The sequence below is a fragment of the Streptosporangium sp. NPDC005286 genome (genome assembly GCF_040607515.1).
Taxonomy (GTDB): Bacteria; Actinomycetota; Actinomycetes; order Streptosporangiales; family Streptosporangiaceae; genus Streptosporangium.
The window spans coordinates 1-13053 of sequence record NZ_JBEXGU010000124.1; the positions used below are offsets into that span (position 1 = coordinate 1).

General features: G+C 69.5%; 21 protein-coding genes. 15 read left to right on the top strand and 6 right to left on the bottom strand.

The window, feature by feature from the left end; translation table 11 throughout:
• Positions 1-184: 184 nt before the first annotated feature.
• The 4 genes from ABZU75_RS33075 to ABZU75_RS33090 all read right to left on the bottom strand — a co-directional run bounded on the left by ABZU75_RS33075 (position 185) and on the right by ABZU75_RS33090 (position 2657).
• The gene (locus tag ABZU75_RS33075; protein ID WP_355562855.1) at positions 185-1015 is read right to left on the bottom strand and encodes a glycosyltransferase family 2 protein; all 831 of its coding nucleotides are present in this window, start codon (positions 1013-1015) and stop codon (positions 185-187) included.
• Positions 1016-1046: 31 nt separating this feature from the next.
• Positions 1047-1226: an NAD(P)-binding protein gene (locus ABZU75_RS33080; protein ID WP_355562858.1), complete on the bottom strand. Its 180-nt coding sequence runs from the start codon at positions 1224-1226 to the stop codon at positions 1047-1049.
• On the bottom strand, positions 1223-2038 hold the full coding sequence (locus ABZU75_RS33085) for a carotenoid biosynthesis protein (RefSeq protein WP_355562860.1): 816 nt from the start codon (positions 2036-2038) through the stop codon (positions 1223-1225). The genes ABZU75_RS33080 and ABZU75_RS33085 overlap by 4 nt, the downstream gene beginning before the upstream one ends.
• Before the next feature lie 274 nt (positions 2039-2312).
• Entirely contained in the window at positions 2313-2657 is a 345-nt protein-coding gene (locus ABZU75_RS33090) for a hypothetical protein (RefSeq protein ID WP_355562863.1), read from the bottom strand.
• Positions 2658-2810: 153 nt separating this feature from the next.
• Here ABZU75_RS33090 and ABZU75_RS33095 point away from each other — a divergent pair, with 153 nt between their 5' ends.
• From ABZU75_RS33095 to ABZU75_RS33150, 12 genes are all read left to right on the top strand, one after another.
• On the top strand, positions 2811-3554 hold the full coding sequence (locus ABZU75_RS33095; protein WP_355562866.1) for a sulfite exporter TauE/SafE family protein: 744 nt from the start codon (positions 2811-2813) through the stop codon (positions 3552-3554).
• Between the two features lie 128 nt (positions 3555-3682).
• Entirely contained in the window at positions 3683-3970 is a 288-nt protein-coding gene (locus ABZU75_RS33100) for a zinc-binding dehydrogenase (protein WP_355562869.1), read from the top strand.
• Positions 3971-4131: 161 nt separating this feature from the next.
• Positions 4132-4278, top strand: a complete 147-nt coding sequence (locus tag ABZU75_RS33105) for a hypothetical protein (protein ID WP_355562871.1) — start codon at positions 4132-4134, stop codon at positions 4276-4278.
• A 223-nt stretch (positions 4279-4501) separates the two neighbouring features.
• On the top strand, positions 4502-4654 hold the full coding sequence (locus ABZU75_RS33110; protein WP_355562874.1) for an SDR family NAD(P)-dependent oxidoreductase: 153 nt from the start codon (positions 4502-4504) through the stop codon (positions 4652-4654).
• Positions 4618-4830 carry a hypothetical protein gene (locus tag ABZU75_RS33115; protein WP_355562877.1) on the top strand — a complete coding sequence of 71 codons (213 nt, stop codon included), beginning with the start codon at positions 4618-4620 and terminating at the stop codon, positions 4828-4830. Before ABZU75_RS33110 ends, ABZU75_RS33115 begins: the two co-directional genes overlap by 37 nt.
• Before the next feature lie 103 nt (positions 4831-4933).
• Positions 4934-6322, top strand: a complete 1389-nt coding sequence (locus ABZU75_RS33120; RefSeq protein ID WP_355562880.1) for an amidohydrolase family protein — start codon at positions 4934-4936, stop codon at positions 6320-6322.
• Positions 6319-6465 (top strand): hypothetical protein, encoded by a 147-nt coding sequence (locus ABZU75_RS33125; RefSeq protein WP_355562882.1) that lies wholly within the window; start codon positions 6319-6321, stop codon positions 6463-6465. The genes ABZU75_RS33120 and ABZU75_RS33125 overlap by 4 nt, the downstream gene beginning before the upstream one ends.
• A gap of 28 nt (positions 6466-6493) precedes the next feature.
• Positions 6494-7183 (top strand): Atu4866 domain-containing protein, encoded by a 690-nt coding sequence (locus tag ABZU75_RS33130; protein ID WP_355562885.1) that lies wholly within the window; start codon positions 6494-6496, stop codon positions 7181-7183.
• An 85-nt stretch (positions 7184-7268) separates the two neighbouring features.
• The gene (locus ABZU75_RS33135; RefSeq protein WP_355562887.1) at positions 7269-7589 is read left to right on the top strand and encodes an Atu4866 domain-containing protein; all 321 of its coding nucleotides are present in this window, start codon (positions 7269-7271) and stop codon (positions 7587-7589) included.
• Positions 7590-7663: 74 nt separating this feature from the next.
• Positions 7664-7849: a hypothetical protein gene (locus ABZU75_RS33140; RefSeq protein WP_355562890.1), complete on the top strand. Its 186-nt coding sequence runs from the start codon at positions 7664-7666 to the stop codon at positions 7847-7849.
• Positions 7850-7880: 31 nt separating this feature from the next.
• A complete protein-coding gene (locus ABZU75_RS33145; RefSeq protein WP_355562893.1) occupies positions 7881-8312 on the top strand; it encodes a hypothetical protein in 432 nt (143 codons plus the stop codon).
• The gene (locus tag ABZU75_RS33150; RefSeq protein WP_355562896.1) at positions 8309-9472 is read left to right on the top strand and encodes an epoxide hydrolase family protein; all 1164 of its coding nucleotides are present in this window, start codon (positions 8309-8311) and stop codon (positions 9470-9472) included. Before ABZU75_RS33145 ends, ABZU75_RS33150 begins: the two co-directional genes overlap by 4 nt.
• Before the next feature lie 175 nt (positions 9473-9647).
• On the opposite strand, the gene ABZU75_RS33155 is transcribed toward ABZU75_RS33150, so the two are convergent.
• Both ABZU75_RS33155 and ABZU75_RS33160 read right to left on the bottom strand, forming a co-directional pair.
• Positions 9648-9920 carry a hypothetical protein gene (locus ABZU75_RS33155; RefSeq protein WP_355562899.1) on the bottom strand — a complete coding sequence of 91 codons (273 nt, stop codon included), beginning with the start codon at positions 9918-9920 and terminating at the stop codon, positions 9648-9650.
• Positions 9921-9964: 44 nt separating this feature from the next.
• Positions 9965-10192 carry a hypothetical protein gene (locus tag ABZU75_RS33160; RefSeq protein WP_355562901.1) on the bottom strand — a complete coding sequence of 76 codons (228 nt, stop codon included), beginning with the start codon at positions 10190-10192 and terminating at the stop codon, positions 9965-9967.
• 455 nt (positions 10193-10647) lie between these two features.
• Here ABZU75_RS33160 and ABZU75_RS33165 point away from each other — a divergent pair, with 455 nt between their 5' ends.
• The 3 genes from ABZU75_RS33165 (at position 10648) to ABZU75_RS33175 (ending at position 13034) form a co-directional block, all read left to right on the top strand.
• On the top strand, positions 10648-11994 hold the full coding sequence (locus ABZU75_RS33165; protein ID WP_355562904.1) for a transcriptional regulator: 1347 nt from the start codon (positions 10648-10650) through the stop codon (positions 11992-11994).
• Positions 11995-12035: 41 nt separating this feature from the next.
• Positions 12036-12560: an NUDIX hydrolase gene (locus ABZU75_RS33170; protein ID WP_355562907.1), complete on the top strand. Its 525-nt coding sequence runs from the start codon at positions 12036-12038 to the stop codon at positions 12558-12560.
• Positions 12561-12686: 126 nt separating this feature from the next.
• Positions 12687-13034 (top strand): bifunctional 3-phenylpropionate/cinnamic acid dioxygenase ferredoxin subunit, encoded by a 348-nt coding sequence (locus ABZU75_RS33175; protein WP_355562910.1) that lies wholly within the window; start codon positions 12687-12689, stop codon positions 13032-13034.
• Positions 13035-13053 lie beyond the last annotated feature (19 nt).

The following is a 13053-nucleotide window of genomic DNA, read 5'->3' on the forward strand; positions in this document are numbered from 1 at the left end:
GCCGGGCGAGCCCGGCGGCGAGGTCAGGCCAGCGGGTCGGCGCCGTCCCAGGTGCCCTCGCTCGCGTAGGGGGAGAAGCGGGGATCGCGTTGCCGCGTGTCCCGCTGTTCCAGCTGCTCTTCGCGCCGGTCACGCATGTGATCGGGATCGGCCTGCTCATGTGCCTCATCGGGCTGCGGTTCGGTCAGGCGGCGCGGGCCTCCCGCCCGTCGTGACCCGGCCCGCTCGCCCGTCCGCAGTTGCCCGGCCAGGTCGTCCGCCCGTCGTGGCCGCCGGGTAGACGCGGCCCCGCCAGCCGCGTGCCGGGCGCAACGTGGTCTGCGTCAGCCGCAGCGCCGCCAGCGCGGACCCGCGCGAACCCGTCGACGTTCAGCATCGCCGTACGGCGGAAGGCCATGCACTGGCCGTTGGCCACCGCACGGTGCGGGGCCGGCGGAGTGGGCGGACCGATCGGGCCGAAGCGGTAGATCAGTGTGGCCAGGAACGAGGCGTGCAGCGCCTGCTCGGCGGTCCCCTCGCACAGGTACCTGGGGCCCACGCTCACCAGGTCGTAGCCCTCCAGCGTCGCCGCGAGCGCGCCGATCAGTCCCGGCACGGGCCGGGCGTCCGCGTCCAGGGTCACCACGACGTCGCCCCCCGCCGCCTCGACCCCCTGCTTCAGGGCCCACTGCTTGCCCACCCAGCCCTCGGGAAGCGGCGCTCCGATGAGGACCTTCGCGCCGAGCCGGGCGGCCAGTTCCGCCGTGCCGTCGCGTGACTCGTCGTCGACGACGACGACCTCCGCGACGGCCGGATCGGCGAGCAGCGCCGACAGGCAGGGGCCGAGGCGGGCCTCCTCGTCGCGGGCGGGGATCACCACCGAGACGCGCGGCGGCGTCGTCCTCGCCGAAGCCGGCGCGTGGGCCGGCGCGTGGGCCGGCACGGGGTTCAGCGCGGGCAGGCGGTGCCGCCCCCGGGCCAGGCGCACCGCCACCGCCAGCGCGGCGGCGGCCTGCAGCGCGGTCAGCGCTCTCATCGCGACACCTCCACGGTCTCGGGCAGGTGGTTCACCGGACGGTTCCGGGTTCGCGGCCTCCGGTGGTGGTCACATGGGAGGAACCGGTGGGGAAGTCCTGCTCGACGAGCTTGCCGCCGAGGCGGGGGAGCCGCTCGTACGGGCGCACCCGATGCCCCTCGCAGGCCGGCAGCAGGGCGCAGACCATGCCCCCGACACCACCCCCGATCACCGTTGTCTCCGGTATCCGTGTCCCCAGGCGAGCAGGACGAACAGACCCATGCACGTTCCTCCCGCGACGGCGACCAGCGGATCCGGCGGGTCGAAAACCGCTGCGAAACCGACGGTCTCCATGACCGCCATCGTCGTGTAGATCGACACCAGCCCGGGGCTCCACACCGCGGGTTCGGCCACGAGGCGCTCGATCAGGACCATGACCAGCAGTGAGACGACGAGCCAACCGGCGAAGCTACCGAGCGGGACGCCACGGTAGTGGCCGGGGTCGTGCCAGACCCACAGACCCAGCCGGGTCATCTGCGGGTCCAGGAACACGTCCCAGGCGGTGAGCGCCAGCGCCCCCAGCGCGACCCGCGCGGCCCGGCTGCCGGGTGCGATCGCGGCGGCCACCGCGTGGGCCGCCAGTCCCATGCCACCCCAGGCCAGCGCCACGATCACCGGTACCCCGCCGAGCACCGGCTGGAGAGCGCCGGTGTAGTGGTAGTCGCCGAACGGCACCCCCGCCCTGGTCCCGACCCACTCCGCGGCGTACCCGGTCGCGACCGCGGCGGTGAACGCCGCGACGGCTCCGGTGGGGGAGTAGGTCACCGAGGCGAAGACCAGCGCGCTCGCCGCCAGCAGCGGGACGACCACACCGGTCAGCGCGATCGGCCGAGGCTGCAGTCCCGAGGCGACCTGCGCCACGACCATCGCGGCCAGCAGCACCGCGCCCAGCGCGCCCATCGCCTTCGAGGCGCGTGTGGCCACGGGTTCTGCCGGTGGTGGCCACACCCGCAACGCACCGGGCTCCTCCCGTCTGCTGTTCACCTGGTGGCTGTGCCCGATGGACGGTCATTTGATCGGCTGGGCGAGGTCAGGTTCGCTTTGAAATCCCGATCTCCCGGAAGACGGTGGCGGGGCCCGCGACTTCCAGAAGGGCCGGGGCTTGAACCTGCCGTGGCGAGAGGTCCTAACGTTGCGGGCGTGATCGGGAAAGACGACGCCGGGCGCAGATGGAGCATCGGCGAGGTGGCACGGGCGAGCGGGATGACCGTGCGCGCGCTGCACCACTAGCCGACGAGCAGACGAGACGACCATCTGGTCAGCGGTGGGTTGTTCGCTTTGTCTCTTTGCCCGCCTTGTCGTAGGTGACCCACTCGCCGGTCTTCTTGCCGACGTTGTACGTCCCCTCGTCCAGCAGGTTGCCGTTGTCGTGCCAGCGGCGCCACGGGCCGTGCTGCTTACCGTCCACGAAGGCGCCCTGCTGCAGGAGGCCGCCGCCCTCGCGGTGCCAGACCCACTCGCCGACGAGCTGTCCGGCCTGGTAAACACCCTCCGCCTTCAACCGGCCGTTCCGAAAGTAGAAAGTCCACGGTCCACTCCGCTGCCCGTCCGAGTAGTCGCCCTTACCCGACAGGGTCCCGTCCTTGAAATATTCCTCCGCCATGACGGCAGCATAGGAGCGGGCTAGCTGAATGTGCTGGTTCGTTCCCGGGTATTCGACCGGAAAGGTCTGTTGGTAAACCCGGAATCCGACACCCCGTATCTCCGCCGTGGGTGGTGCCGTGCCAGACGGGGAGGTGTGGTTGGCTGTCCCCCCGTGAACGTCGTTGAAGTGCTGGGACTGTTCGGAGCCGGGGTGCTGGCCGGGGTGGTCGGCACGGTGGTGAGCCTGGCCTCGATCGTCTCCTACCCGGTGTTGCTGGCGTTCGGCCTGCCGCCGGTGACCGCGAACGTGACGAACACGGTCGCGCTGACCTTCAACGGGGTGGGCGCGGCGTTCGGGTCGCGGCCGGAACTGGCCGGACAGGGCGCGAGGGTCCTGCGACTCGGCACGATGACCCTGCTCGGCGGGGCGGTGGGGGCCGGGTTGTTGCTGGCGACCCCCTCCGACACGTTCGAGGCGATCGCGCCCTGGCTGATCGCGTTCGCCTCGCTGCTGCTGCTCCGTCCGCCGAACACGATGGGAGGGTACGGCGGCGAGGACGGATGGAAGGCGCGCGCCGCCATGTTCGCCGTCGCGATCTACCTCGGCTACTTCGGGGCCGCCGGTGGGGTCCTCATGTTCGCGGTGCTCTCGGCCGTGCTCGACCAGTCACCGGTCAAGATCAACGCTATCAAGAACGTCGCCTCCGCCCTGGCCAACGGGGTGGCGGCGATCGGCTTCGCCCTCTTCGGGCCGGTGCAGTGGTCGGCGGCGGTGCCCCTCGCACTGGGATTCCTGCTGGGCGGCCGGCTTGGCCCGTCGATCGCCCGACGCCTGCCCGGCCGCGCGCTTCGCCTCGGCACCGCCGCCTGCGGCCTGCTCGTCGCGCTCAAACTCGGCGTCGACGCCTACGCGTGAGCCGGTTTGCGGTGAAGTTTGTTTTACGAGCATTCGGGCCTCGCCCGCGAGGTGCCATGCTGGAAGCCGATCGCCGTCGAAAGGTACGGCGCCGCGCATGGTGAAAAGCGCCTCGAAGGCAAATCGACGTGGCCAACGCCGGGCAGAACCTGGCCTTGACGGCGGCCGCCGCCCGTCCGGGCGGCCGAATCGTCTCGCCCCTCGGCGGTCCGCAGGAATTCCCCTGTGGGGTGAACGCTGTCTTCACCGGTACCGCCGCCGCTACGGCAGGGCAGCTTGACGTGCCGGCCGATCAGGCGGCGCACGGCACACTCAATGTTCCCATCAGCGCCGAGTACGCCTTCGCCGACGCGCGTCAAGCCCTCATCGACTTCGCCGAACGCCACGTCCAAGGCAAGATCACGATCACCTTTTAAGCGGCAACTGCTCGCACCGCGGCGTCCACGTCGTCGATGGAGGTCAGATCGCCCTTTGACGGAGAGGAACCCATGTACAGGCCTGCAGCACGACACCGCAACCGGGTAAGAGACGGGCACCTCGGCGCGGCCGCGACATGCGGCTGCCGGGTCGTGGCCAGATGAGCGCCGGCACGCCCTTGGGTGACTTCCTGCGCGCCCGTCGCGAGGCGCTCAAACCTGAGGATGTGAGGCTGCCCGAGTACGGGCGCCGGCGGGTCAAGGAGGTACGGCGTGAAGAGGTGGCGATGCTGGCTGGAAGCCGCTGACGACGCGCTCGCGGCCGGGGACAAGCGGCCAGGCTAGGCGGCGAGCAATTGGCAGGACACTATGAGGCCGGGACCACGCTCCGGCCTCTTCGACGTCCATGGGCCCGGTCCGCCCTGGTTCCTAGGTAAGCCACTCCCAGGAAATCCGTGACCTTCTTCCATCTCGCTGACCTCGGCAAACTCATCCGTGTCAGCCAAAGGGAACGGAACGAAGGACACCGTCATGACCACCTGGTTCATCACCGGAGCATCCCGCGGCCTGGGCGCCGAGATCGCCCGCACCGCCGTCGACAAGGGCGGCAACGTCGTGATCGCGGTGCGCAACCCGGACCGGTCATCATGGTGTCCACCTTCGACGGCCGGCGTGCCAACCTGATGACCAGCGGTTTCAACGTCGACGACCACAACCTGTGGATCCTCAAGGGCGAGCGCGCCTGGATCGATCCCGTCAGGCGCGGAACGGGCGAGTTCCACCACCGCGGCAACGGCACCTTCGCCGGCAACGCCACCACCTTGGACCTGCGGCATCGCATGTACCTGACTCACGACTGACACCGGCCGGATGCGCCGGCCGTACCGGCCTCGTCACCCTCTTCTCGGCTCACGCCCCCTCAGCACGAGCCGTCACCCTCCACGTTCTTGAAGGAAGCCCACCATGACCACAATCTTGGACGAACTGCGCCGCCGCGCCGCCGACCCCGGGCGTCGCATCCTGCTCACCGGAGCCGCCGTCGTCACCATGGACCCCGGCCTCGGCGTCATGCCTCGTGCCGACCTGCTCATCGAAGGCGACCGGATCGCCGCCGTCGGCCCGGACCTCCAGGCCGAGGACGCCTTGATCATCGACGTCACCGGCGCCATCCTGGCCCCCGGCTTCGTCGACACCCACCGGCACGCCTGGGAGGCCCAACTGCGCCGGATCATGCCCGACGTCAACGACCTCGGCGAGTACGTCACCTCCACCCTGGCCGGGATCGCTCCGGCGTACCAGCCGCAGGACATGTACATCGGAACGAAGCTGGCCGCGCTGACCGCCATCGACAGCGGCATCACCACCATGCTGGACTTCTCCCACAACTCCCGCACCGCCGCCCACTCCGACGCCGCCATCCGGGCGCTGATCGACAGCGGCATCCGGGGCGTGCACGCCTCGATGCGCCCGCACTTCGGCGACTGGGACGGCCAATGGCCCGCCGACCTGACCCGGCTCCAGGACACCTACTTCGCCTCCAGTAGCGGGCTCCTCACCCTGCGCCTGGCCACACTCGCCACCGGCGAGATCGCCGGCCCCGACCTCGCCTACGGTGAACGCCTCGCCCGCACCGCCCGTGACCTCGGTATCGGCGTCAGCGTCGACGCCGTCTTCGGCCTGCCCTCCTCCGAGGCCATCCTCGGCTGGGCCAAGCAAGGACTGCTCGGACCGGACGTCGCCCTCATCCACTGCACGGGCCTGACCCCGCAGGCATGGCAGGCGATGGCCGACACCGGCGCCGCGGTCTCCCTCGCTCCGACCTCGGATGCCCAGATCGGCTTGGAGAGTGCCGTCCCGGCCGTCGACGAGGCGCTCGCCGTCGGCATCCGGCCGAGCCTGAGCATCGACGTCGAAGTCGCGCTGGCCAGCGACATGTTCACGCAGATGCGCGCTCTGCACGCCATCCAGCGCATGCGTGCCGTCAACGCCGCCTACGGCACCGGCGAGCCGCCCACCCGGATCGGCGTGCACGACGTGCTCGACTTCGCCACCCTGCAGGGCGCCAGGAGCATCGGCCTCGGTGACGTCACCGGCTCTCTCACCCCAGGCAAGCAGGCGGACGTGCTCGTCGTCCGCGCCGAGGACCTCAACAACATGCCCCTCAACGACCCGATCGGCACCCTCGTGCTCGGCTCCGACCCGCGCAACATCGACGCGGTCCTCATCGCCGGCCAGGTCCGCAAGTGGGCCGGTACCGTCCTCGACCTCGACCTGGCCGGACTGCGCGAGGACGTGCGCGCCTCGCGCGACCGGGTCCTGGCCGCCGCCGGGTACCGGCACACCCGATCATGACCGGCGCAGGCCCGCCACCCGGGACCGGCCTGACCTACGGCGCCTACCCGAACGACGGCGAGCCGGCCCGGCCGAGCCGTCAGGCCCGCGACCACACCGCCCAGGACGCCCTGCACGGGGCCACCACCCACCCATACAACTGACATCCTTCTCACCCGGAAAGAGCTCGACATGCACACCAGCGAACTCCTCGACACGATCACCAAGAACAGCACCCGTCCGCTGCTGCTGGCCGGAGGCACCGTCATCAGCATGAACGCGATGCTGGGCGACTGGGAGAAGGCCGACGTCCTCATCGGCGGCGACACCATCGTCGGCGTCGGCCCTGGTCTCCTGACCGCCGCAGACGACGACGGCATGATCGTCATCGACTGCACGGGCCGCCTCGTCCTGCCCGCCCGCGCCGATTTCACCGCCACCGGCGCGACCGGGACCCTCACACCCGGCGAGCGCGCCGACATCGCGGTGATCCGCATCGCCGATCCCAACGGCACCCCGGACGGTCCGGTCATCGCCCGTGCCCGCCACCTGGACATCCTGCTCGACGGCGGCCAGGTCACCCACTACGACGGCCGTCCCACCGGCCTCGCCCGAACCACGGAAGAGGCGGAGCCATCCGCGGTCGCCGCCGACCACCCGTACGTCGGCCTCTGGGTGGACCAGGCCGACTTCCTCCGGCAGAACCTACTGCCCGACGGCCGCTACGACGAGGCCCGCGGCGATCGCGCCAGTGCCTACACCGGCCGCTACTGGATCAACGGCACCCGCATCGACTACCTCGACGACCTCGGCTTCTGGGCCTACGGCGAGTTCCAGGACGGCGACCTGCGGCACGCCGGCTACCGCCTCACCCGCCGCTGACCCCTCAAGCCGCGCACGGGCCGGTCGACAGCCGCCTCGGTCGGCCCCTTCACCCCTCCGCCCCCGCTCCAAAGGATTCCAGCCCATGTTCAAAAGCCCCCTTCAGCTCCTCGGACTGTTCACCATGTTGCTCGCGTGCGCCGCTCCCAGCGGAGACCGGTCGACGCCCGCCACCCACCCGTACATCGGCATGTGGGTCACCGCCGACGGCCGCATTCGCCAGGAACTCCTGCCCGACGGCCGCTACGAAGAGGAACGCGACGGCCGCAAGCGCGCCTACACCGGCCGTTACACCGTGACCGGCACCCACATCGACTACCTCGACGACCTGGGCTTCACCGCCACCGGTGATGTTCGTGACGGCGTGCTCTACCACGAGCACCTGGTGCTCTACCGCGAGAGTTGAACACCACAGCACCAGCACCAACCGCCTGGCGAGCCTTGCACCCCCGCACACCGCGCCCGCAGAAAGGACAAGCCATGCCACGCAACGTGCTGACCTCCACGGCCTGCGCGGTCCTGGCGCTCCTTGTGACCGCCGGGTGCGCCACAACTCCACGACCCTCCACCACCGCCCTCGCACCCCCAGCCGACCGCGTCCCGCCGGAGCTGATCAGGGCGGGGAACCCCGATATGTCAGGCTACCTTGACGTCAAGAAGGCTTGACGTCAAGGTAGCCTGACGAAATACTCGAACCATGTCCACTCCCGACGAGCTTGAACGCCGGTTCACGCTGCTGACCGCAGCCGCGCGCTACGACGCGCTACGCACCCGTGACGCCCTGGCCGCACCGGCCGACGAGGACGACCCCGCGCTCACGCCGCCCGACCCCGACGCGGAGCCCCTGACCCGGGGCGAGGCGCTGGAGCTTCTCGCGCTGGGCGAGGTGATCGCGCGGAAGGCGGGCTACGGACGCCAGCTCTCCGTGCGCTCCGCCCGCCAGGCCGGCGCTTCGTGGTCGCAGATCGGCGCCGCCCTGGGAACCAGCAAACAGGCGGCGTGGGAGGCCCACAACCGATGGATCGACGAACAGGCCGGGGAACGCGACGGTCACTGGGGCTGGGACGAGAACGACGTGGCGGCCGCTCGCGTACTCGCCGGCGACCCCGAAGGCGAGAACACGGGATGAGCGAGCGTGCCGAGACCGCCGTCCGCCCTTTCGTCCTCGACATCGCGCAGGCCGACCTGGACGACCTGACCGACCGCCTGGCCGCGACCAGGTGGCCGGATGAGTCGGCCGGTGCCGACTGGTCCCAGGGCGTGTCGATGGCCTACCTCAAGGAGTTGACCGCATACTGGCGCACCGGCTACGACTGGCGGGAACACGAGGCACATCTCAACCGGTTCCCCCAGTTCACCACCACCATCGACAAGACCAACGTCCACTTCCTGCATATCCGTTCCGTTCGGGACGATGCGCTGCCACTGCTGATCACCCATGGCTGGCCAGGATCCATTGTGGAGTTCCTCGACGTCATCGGACCCCTGACCGACCCCTGGGCTTACGGTGGCGACCCGGCCGACGCCTTCCACCTGGTGATCCCCTCCATTCCGGGATACGGACTGTCCGGTCCGACCCGCGAAGGCGGCTGGGATGTGCACCGGGTCGCCAAGGCCTGGGCCGAGTTGATGTGGCGCCTGGAGTACCCCCGCTACGGCGCGCAAGGCGGCGACTGGGGCCACGCGATCACCCGGGAGCTGGCCGCCATCGACCCTGACCATGTCGTCGGAATCCACCTCAACACCCTGCTCACGCCTCCTCCCAGCGACCCCGCCGAGGTCGCTGGGCTCACCGACGATGACAGGGGGCGGCTTGACCGGCTGGTCGGTGCGGAACCGGAGATGTCGGGCTATGCGAAGATCCAGGGCACCCGGCCGCAGACACTGGCCTACGCGCTCACCGACTCCCCGGTCGGGCAGCTCGCCTGGATCGTCGAGAAGTTCAAGGAGTGGACGGACTGCGTCGACGTGCCCGAGGACGCGGTCTCCCGCGACCGGCTCCTGACCAACGTGATGCTCTACTGGCTCACCGCGACCGCCGGGTCGTCGGCCCGCCATTACTGGGAGGCCTTCCATCCCTCCCGGCCGCCGCGTACCGGGCCGTTGGCGACGCCCACCGCGGTGGCGGTCTTCGCCGCCGACCTGGCCCGCCCCGTCCGGCAGCTCGCCGAACGCGACAACAACATCGTCCACTGGTCGGAGTTCGAGCGAGGCGGCCACTTCGCCGCGATGGAGGAACCCGACCTGTTCACCGACGACGTCCGCGCGTTCTTCCGGCGGTTCCGCTGACGGACTCCGGGACAGGTCCGATTCCAGTGTCTCTGAAAGGTTGGCTGCGGGCGGGCCGGGTGGGCGGACCCGCCCGCGTCACGCACCGTACGGGGTGCCTTCTTCGCACCCATTCGGTACGTCTTCGACGGCACAGCGGTCTGGGCCGGGGAAGGGACGTGGCCGCCGTGCCTGTTCAGGGGCGGCTGCTCCTGGCCGGGGTGGAGGCGAGTGCCCAGCGTTGGGTGATCGCGGTCATCTCGGCCTCGCGCATCTGGGTCTTGAGACTGTCGATGGTCCGGTCGCAGATGATCACAGGCTCGGGAGTGGGCCAGGTGGCGATGGCGTGGAAGAGTCGACTGCCGGTGCCGTACAGGACGGCCCAGCCGGGACAGGTGATCTCCAGCATCGCGGCCTCGGAGCGGGCCTCGTGGTCCCAGGTGTAGTGCGGGACCGAACCGGAGGTCACGCCGTCGCGGTGACGACCGCGAGGGCGGGCAAGACGTCGCCGGATCACGAGATCACCTGCCCGGCGGCCCGCTGCCGCGCCTCCCGTGCGATGGCCTCCTGTCGGTCGGTCTCGGCACGCAGGGCCTCAAGGCTGTCGGCGTCGACCGTCCGTTCGGCTCCGGCGTGAAACGCCAGGGCGCAGAAGGGCTTCTCCCGGCTGGCCCACAGCCGACCGGCGTCACTGAGGATCAGCCGCCAGCCGGGAATGGTGGTGGATTCAGCATCGGTCATTGATTGGACCTCCATCCGATCAAGGGTCCGTCCGGTCGTCGCTGGCGGTGGACAGGCCCGTTTGTGGGTTGGGCGGGAAGGACCGTGCACGTCGTGTAGAGGTTGCCGTCGCACCAGACCACCAACCTCGCTCAGGCCGACCCGAGCGCGACCCCGTGACCGCTGTGGACGTTGGTGAAGATGCCCGTACTCCGCCAGAGCGTTGTGTGGCTCTCGGGCGCACTTTCCGCTGCGGACGGGGGATCTGCGAGTTGTCATGCCGGGCCATGAGGCCAAGTCCACCGGGCAGTGGATGACCGGCGTAAGCGTGTGATGGCCATCGGGGGTGGGAGCCGGTTCGCACCCCGTGTGAAAGCGATCCAGTCGTGATATCGCACAGGGACAGAGGTCCGCCTTGATCGTGATCATATGATTACACTCCGTATGGAGGCTGTCGGTCGACGGGAGGCTGAACGATGAGCGAGCCGAACATTCTGCTTGACTCGCTGCTGGTCGAGGCGGGGATCTCGCACGCCGGACTCGCTGCACGCATCAACGCGACCACCGCGACCGCCCGCCGTTCTACCCGTTACGATCACACCGCCGTCGCCCGCTGGATACGAGACGGCGGTATCCCAAGAGGAGACGTACCAGAGATCATCTGCGAGATCATCGGTACCAGGATCGGGCGGGTCCTGTCCCTCTCCGACATCGGCATGGTCAAGCGGGGGACCGGCCTGGGAGAGGTGGATCTGCCGCAGGCCGTTGATCAGGCCGTCGCTCTCTGGCGAGGAGATCTCGGGAGCAGGGGCTTTCTGGCCGGCGCCACGATGATCGACGGACCGGCGGCCATCGCCCCTGTTTTCGAGTGGGAGAACCCGCCCCATGAGATGGACGTTTCTCGCCGGGGTCCACGTACGGTGAGCATGGAAGACGTTCACACACTCAAGGCTGCGCGCGGACGCTACGAGCAGATGTACCGCCGGGTTGGCGGAGTGCCGGTGCGGCCGCGCATTGTGGCCTTCCTCAACGCCCACGTAACCCCCCTATTGAAGGGAGGGCACGACGACCGCACCGGCCGGGATCTGTTCCGAGCAGCCGGCGGCCTGGTCGCGCTCGCGGGCATCTGCGCCTACGACTCCGACCGGCAGGCACTCTCCCAGCGCTACCTGTTCCATGCGCTGCGGATGGCCAAGGCGTCGGGCAACCTGGCGTTCGGTGGATACGTGGTGGCTTTGCTGGCCAACCAGGCCATGCCGCAGGCGAAGTACAGGTATGTGATCCAGTACGCGGAGACGGCGTTGCGTGGTGCGGGCGGGTATCTGACCCCTGCGCTCGCCACCGACCTGCACACCCTCCAGGCCAAGGCGTACGCACGTATCGGAGATCGGGCAAGTTGCCACGCCCATATGAGCCGAGCGGAGAGCAGTGCAGCCCGGATCAGGCAGAACGACGAGCCGTCCGAGACCGGATACGTCCAGCCGGGCCTGCTGGAATGTCAGCACGCCGAGGCTCTGCGGCGGCTCGGCGACCTCGTGGCGGCCCAGGAATACGCCGAGGAGGCTCTCCGCTCCGTCGACGCCTGCCACCTGCGAGGCCAGGCCCATCGCCTGGCCACCCTGGCTCTTGTACTGGCCGAACGCGGAGACGCGGACCAGGCAGCCGCGACCGCTGAGATGATGCTGGAGCGCGTCGAGGGGATGGAGTCCGAGCGCGTCGCCGAACGCGTTGCCACGGTCACTGCGGCCTTGCGGCCGTTCTCCACGCTAACGGTCCGGGAGTTTCTGGCGCGTGCTGGGCAGCAGGCGCGCGTGCCCTTGTAGCGTGGTGTCGAGATCAGGAATCCACGCTGGGAGCACGCCGCATGCGCTGGCAGGTCCACTCTGAAGAACCGCTCTACAAAGACCAGTGGCTTGATATCCGGGTGGCGGACGTGGAACTTCCCAACGGCAGGCACCTCGACCACCGGATCATTCGTACGGCACCGGGGGCCGGGGTCGTCGTCACCGATGACGAGCGACGGGTGCTGCTGATCTGGCGGCACCGGTTCATCACCGACTCGTGGGGCTGGGAGATCCCCATCGGCAAGATCGAAGAGGGCGAGGAGCCGATAACGGCCGCCGCGCGGGAGGTTGAGGAGGAGACCGGCTGGCGGCCAGGACCGCTGCGCCCGCTGCTCTACACCCAGCCGACCAACGGTCTGTCCGATTCCGCGCATCACATCTTCCGTGCTGACGGCGCCACGTACATCGGCCCGCCGACCGAGGAGTGGGAGGCCGAGCGCATCGAGTGGGTGCCACTCGCCGACATTCGCCGATTGATCGACAAGCGCGACATCGTCAGTGGCACCAGCATGGCCGCCTTGTTGTACACCCTCACTGACCTGTAGCCGCAAAAACCCGTGCGTGACCATGGGGAAGACTGCTGGGCCGGCCCTTGACAGTGGGATTTCCGGGGGTCACGCTGTTGCGTATAGCGCTGCTTGTTCTGCTTTACGAAACCGGGGTTTGTTGCGATGATCCCTGTCTGCCCCCTCGCGGCCCTTCCTCCGGGTGAGGCCCATCGGCTCGACGTCGACCCGCCCATCGCTGTCTTCCACACCGAGGACGGCGAGATCTACGCCGTGGACGACACCTGCACCCACCAGGACGCCTCGCTCTCCGACGGGTGGCTGGAGGGGTGTGAGATCGAGTGCCCCCTGCACGCGTCGAGCTTCGACCTGCGGACGGGACGGCCGACCACCCTTCCCGCCAAGCTGCCGCTGCGCACCCACCGGGTGGTGGTCTCCGACGACACCGTCTACGTGGTGCCCTCCGAGGAGCCGCCGAACCTGCCGCCCGGCGTGCGCGCGGGTACGGCATGACGCCGATGGCCGTCGCCTC

Excerpts from the sequence above, each read along its gene's own strand:
- ABZU75_RS33075 (WP_355562855.1), bottom strand. The coding sequence starts at position 1,015 with ATGAGAGCGCTGACCGCGCTGCAGGCCGCCGCCGCGCTGGCGGTGGCG.
- ABZU75_RS33090 (WP_355562863.1), bottom strand. The coding sequence starts at position 2,657 with ATGGCGGAGGAATATTTCAAGGACGGGACCCTGTCGGGTAAGGGCGAC.
- ABZU75_RS33105 (WP_355562871.1), top strand. The coding sequence starts at position 4,132 with ATGAGCGCCGGCACGCCCTTGGGTGACTTCCTGCGCGCCCGTCGCGAG.
- ABZU75_RS33110 (WP_355562874.1), top strand. The coding sequence starts at position 4,502 with ATGACCACCTGGTTCATCACCGGAGCATCCCGCGGCCTGGGCGCCGAG.
- ABZU75_RS33115 (WP_355562877.1), top strand. The coding sequence starts at position 4,618 with ATGGTGTCCACCTTCGACGGCCGGCGTGCCAACCTGATGACCAGCGGT.
- ABZU75_RS33120 (WP_355562880.1), top strand. The coding sequence starts at position 4,934 with ATGACCACAATCTTGGACGAACTGCGCCGCCGCGCCGCCGACCCCGGG.
- ABZU75_RS33125 (WP_355562882.1), top strand. The coding sequence starts at position 6,319 with ATGACCGGCGCAGGCCCGCCACCCGGGACCGGCCTGACCTACGGCGCC.
- ABZU75_RS33130 (WP_355562885.1), top strand. The coding sequence starts at position 6,494 with ATGCACACCAGCGAACTCCTCGACACGATCACCAAGAACAGCACCCGT.
- ABZU75_RS33135 (WP_355562887.1), top strand. The coding sequence starts at position 7,269 with ATGTTCAAAAGCCCCCTTCAGCTCCTCGGACTGTTCACCATGTTGCTC.
- ABZU75_RS33140 (WP_355562890.1), top strand. The coding sequence starts at position 7,664 with ATGCCACGCAACGTGCTGACCTCCACGGCCTGCGCGGTCCTGGCGCTC.
- ABZU75_RS33145 (WP_355562893.1), top strand. The coding sequence starts at position 7,881 with ATGTCCACTCCCGACGAGCTTGAACGCCGGTTCACGCTGCTGACCGCA.
- ABZU75_RS33150 (WP_355562896.1), top strand. The coding sequence starts at position 8,309 with ATGAGCGAGCGTGCCGAGACCGCCGTCCGCCCTTTCGTCCTCGACATC.
- ABZU75_RS33160 (WP_355562901.1), bottom strand. The coding sequence starts at position 10,192 with ATGACCGATGCTGAATCCACCACCATTCCCGGCTGGCGGCTGATCCTC.
- ABZU75_RS33165 (WP_355562904.1), top strand. The coding sequence starts at position 10,648 with ATGAGCGAGCCGAACATTCTGCTTGACTCGCTGCTGGTCGAGGCGGGG.
- ABZU75_RS33170 (WP_355562907.1), top strand. The coding sequence starts at position 12,036 with ATGCGCTGGCAGGTCCACTCTGAAGAACCGCTCTACAAAGACCAGTGG.
- ABZU75_RS33175 (WP_355562910.1), top strand. The coding sequence starts at position 12,687 with ATGATCCCTGTCTGCCCCCTCGCGGCCCTTCCTCCGGGTGAGGCCCAT.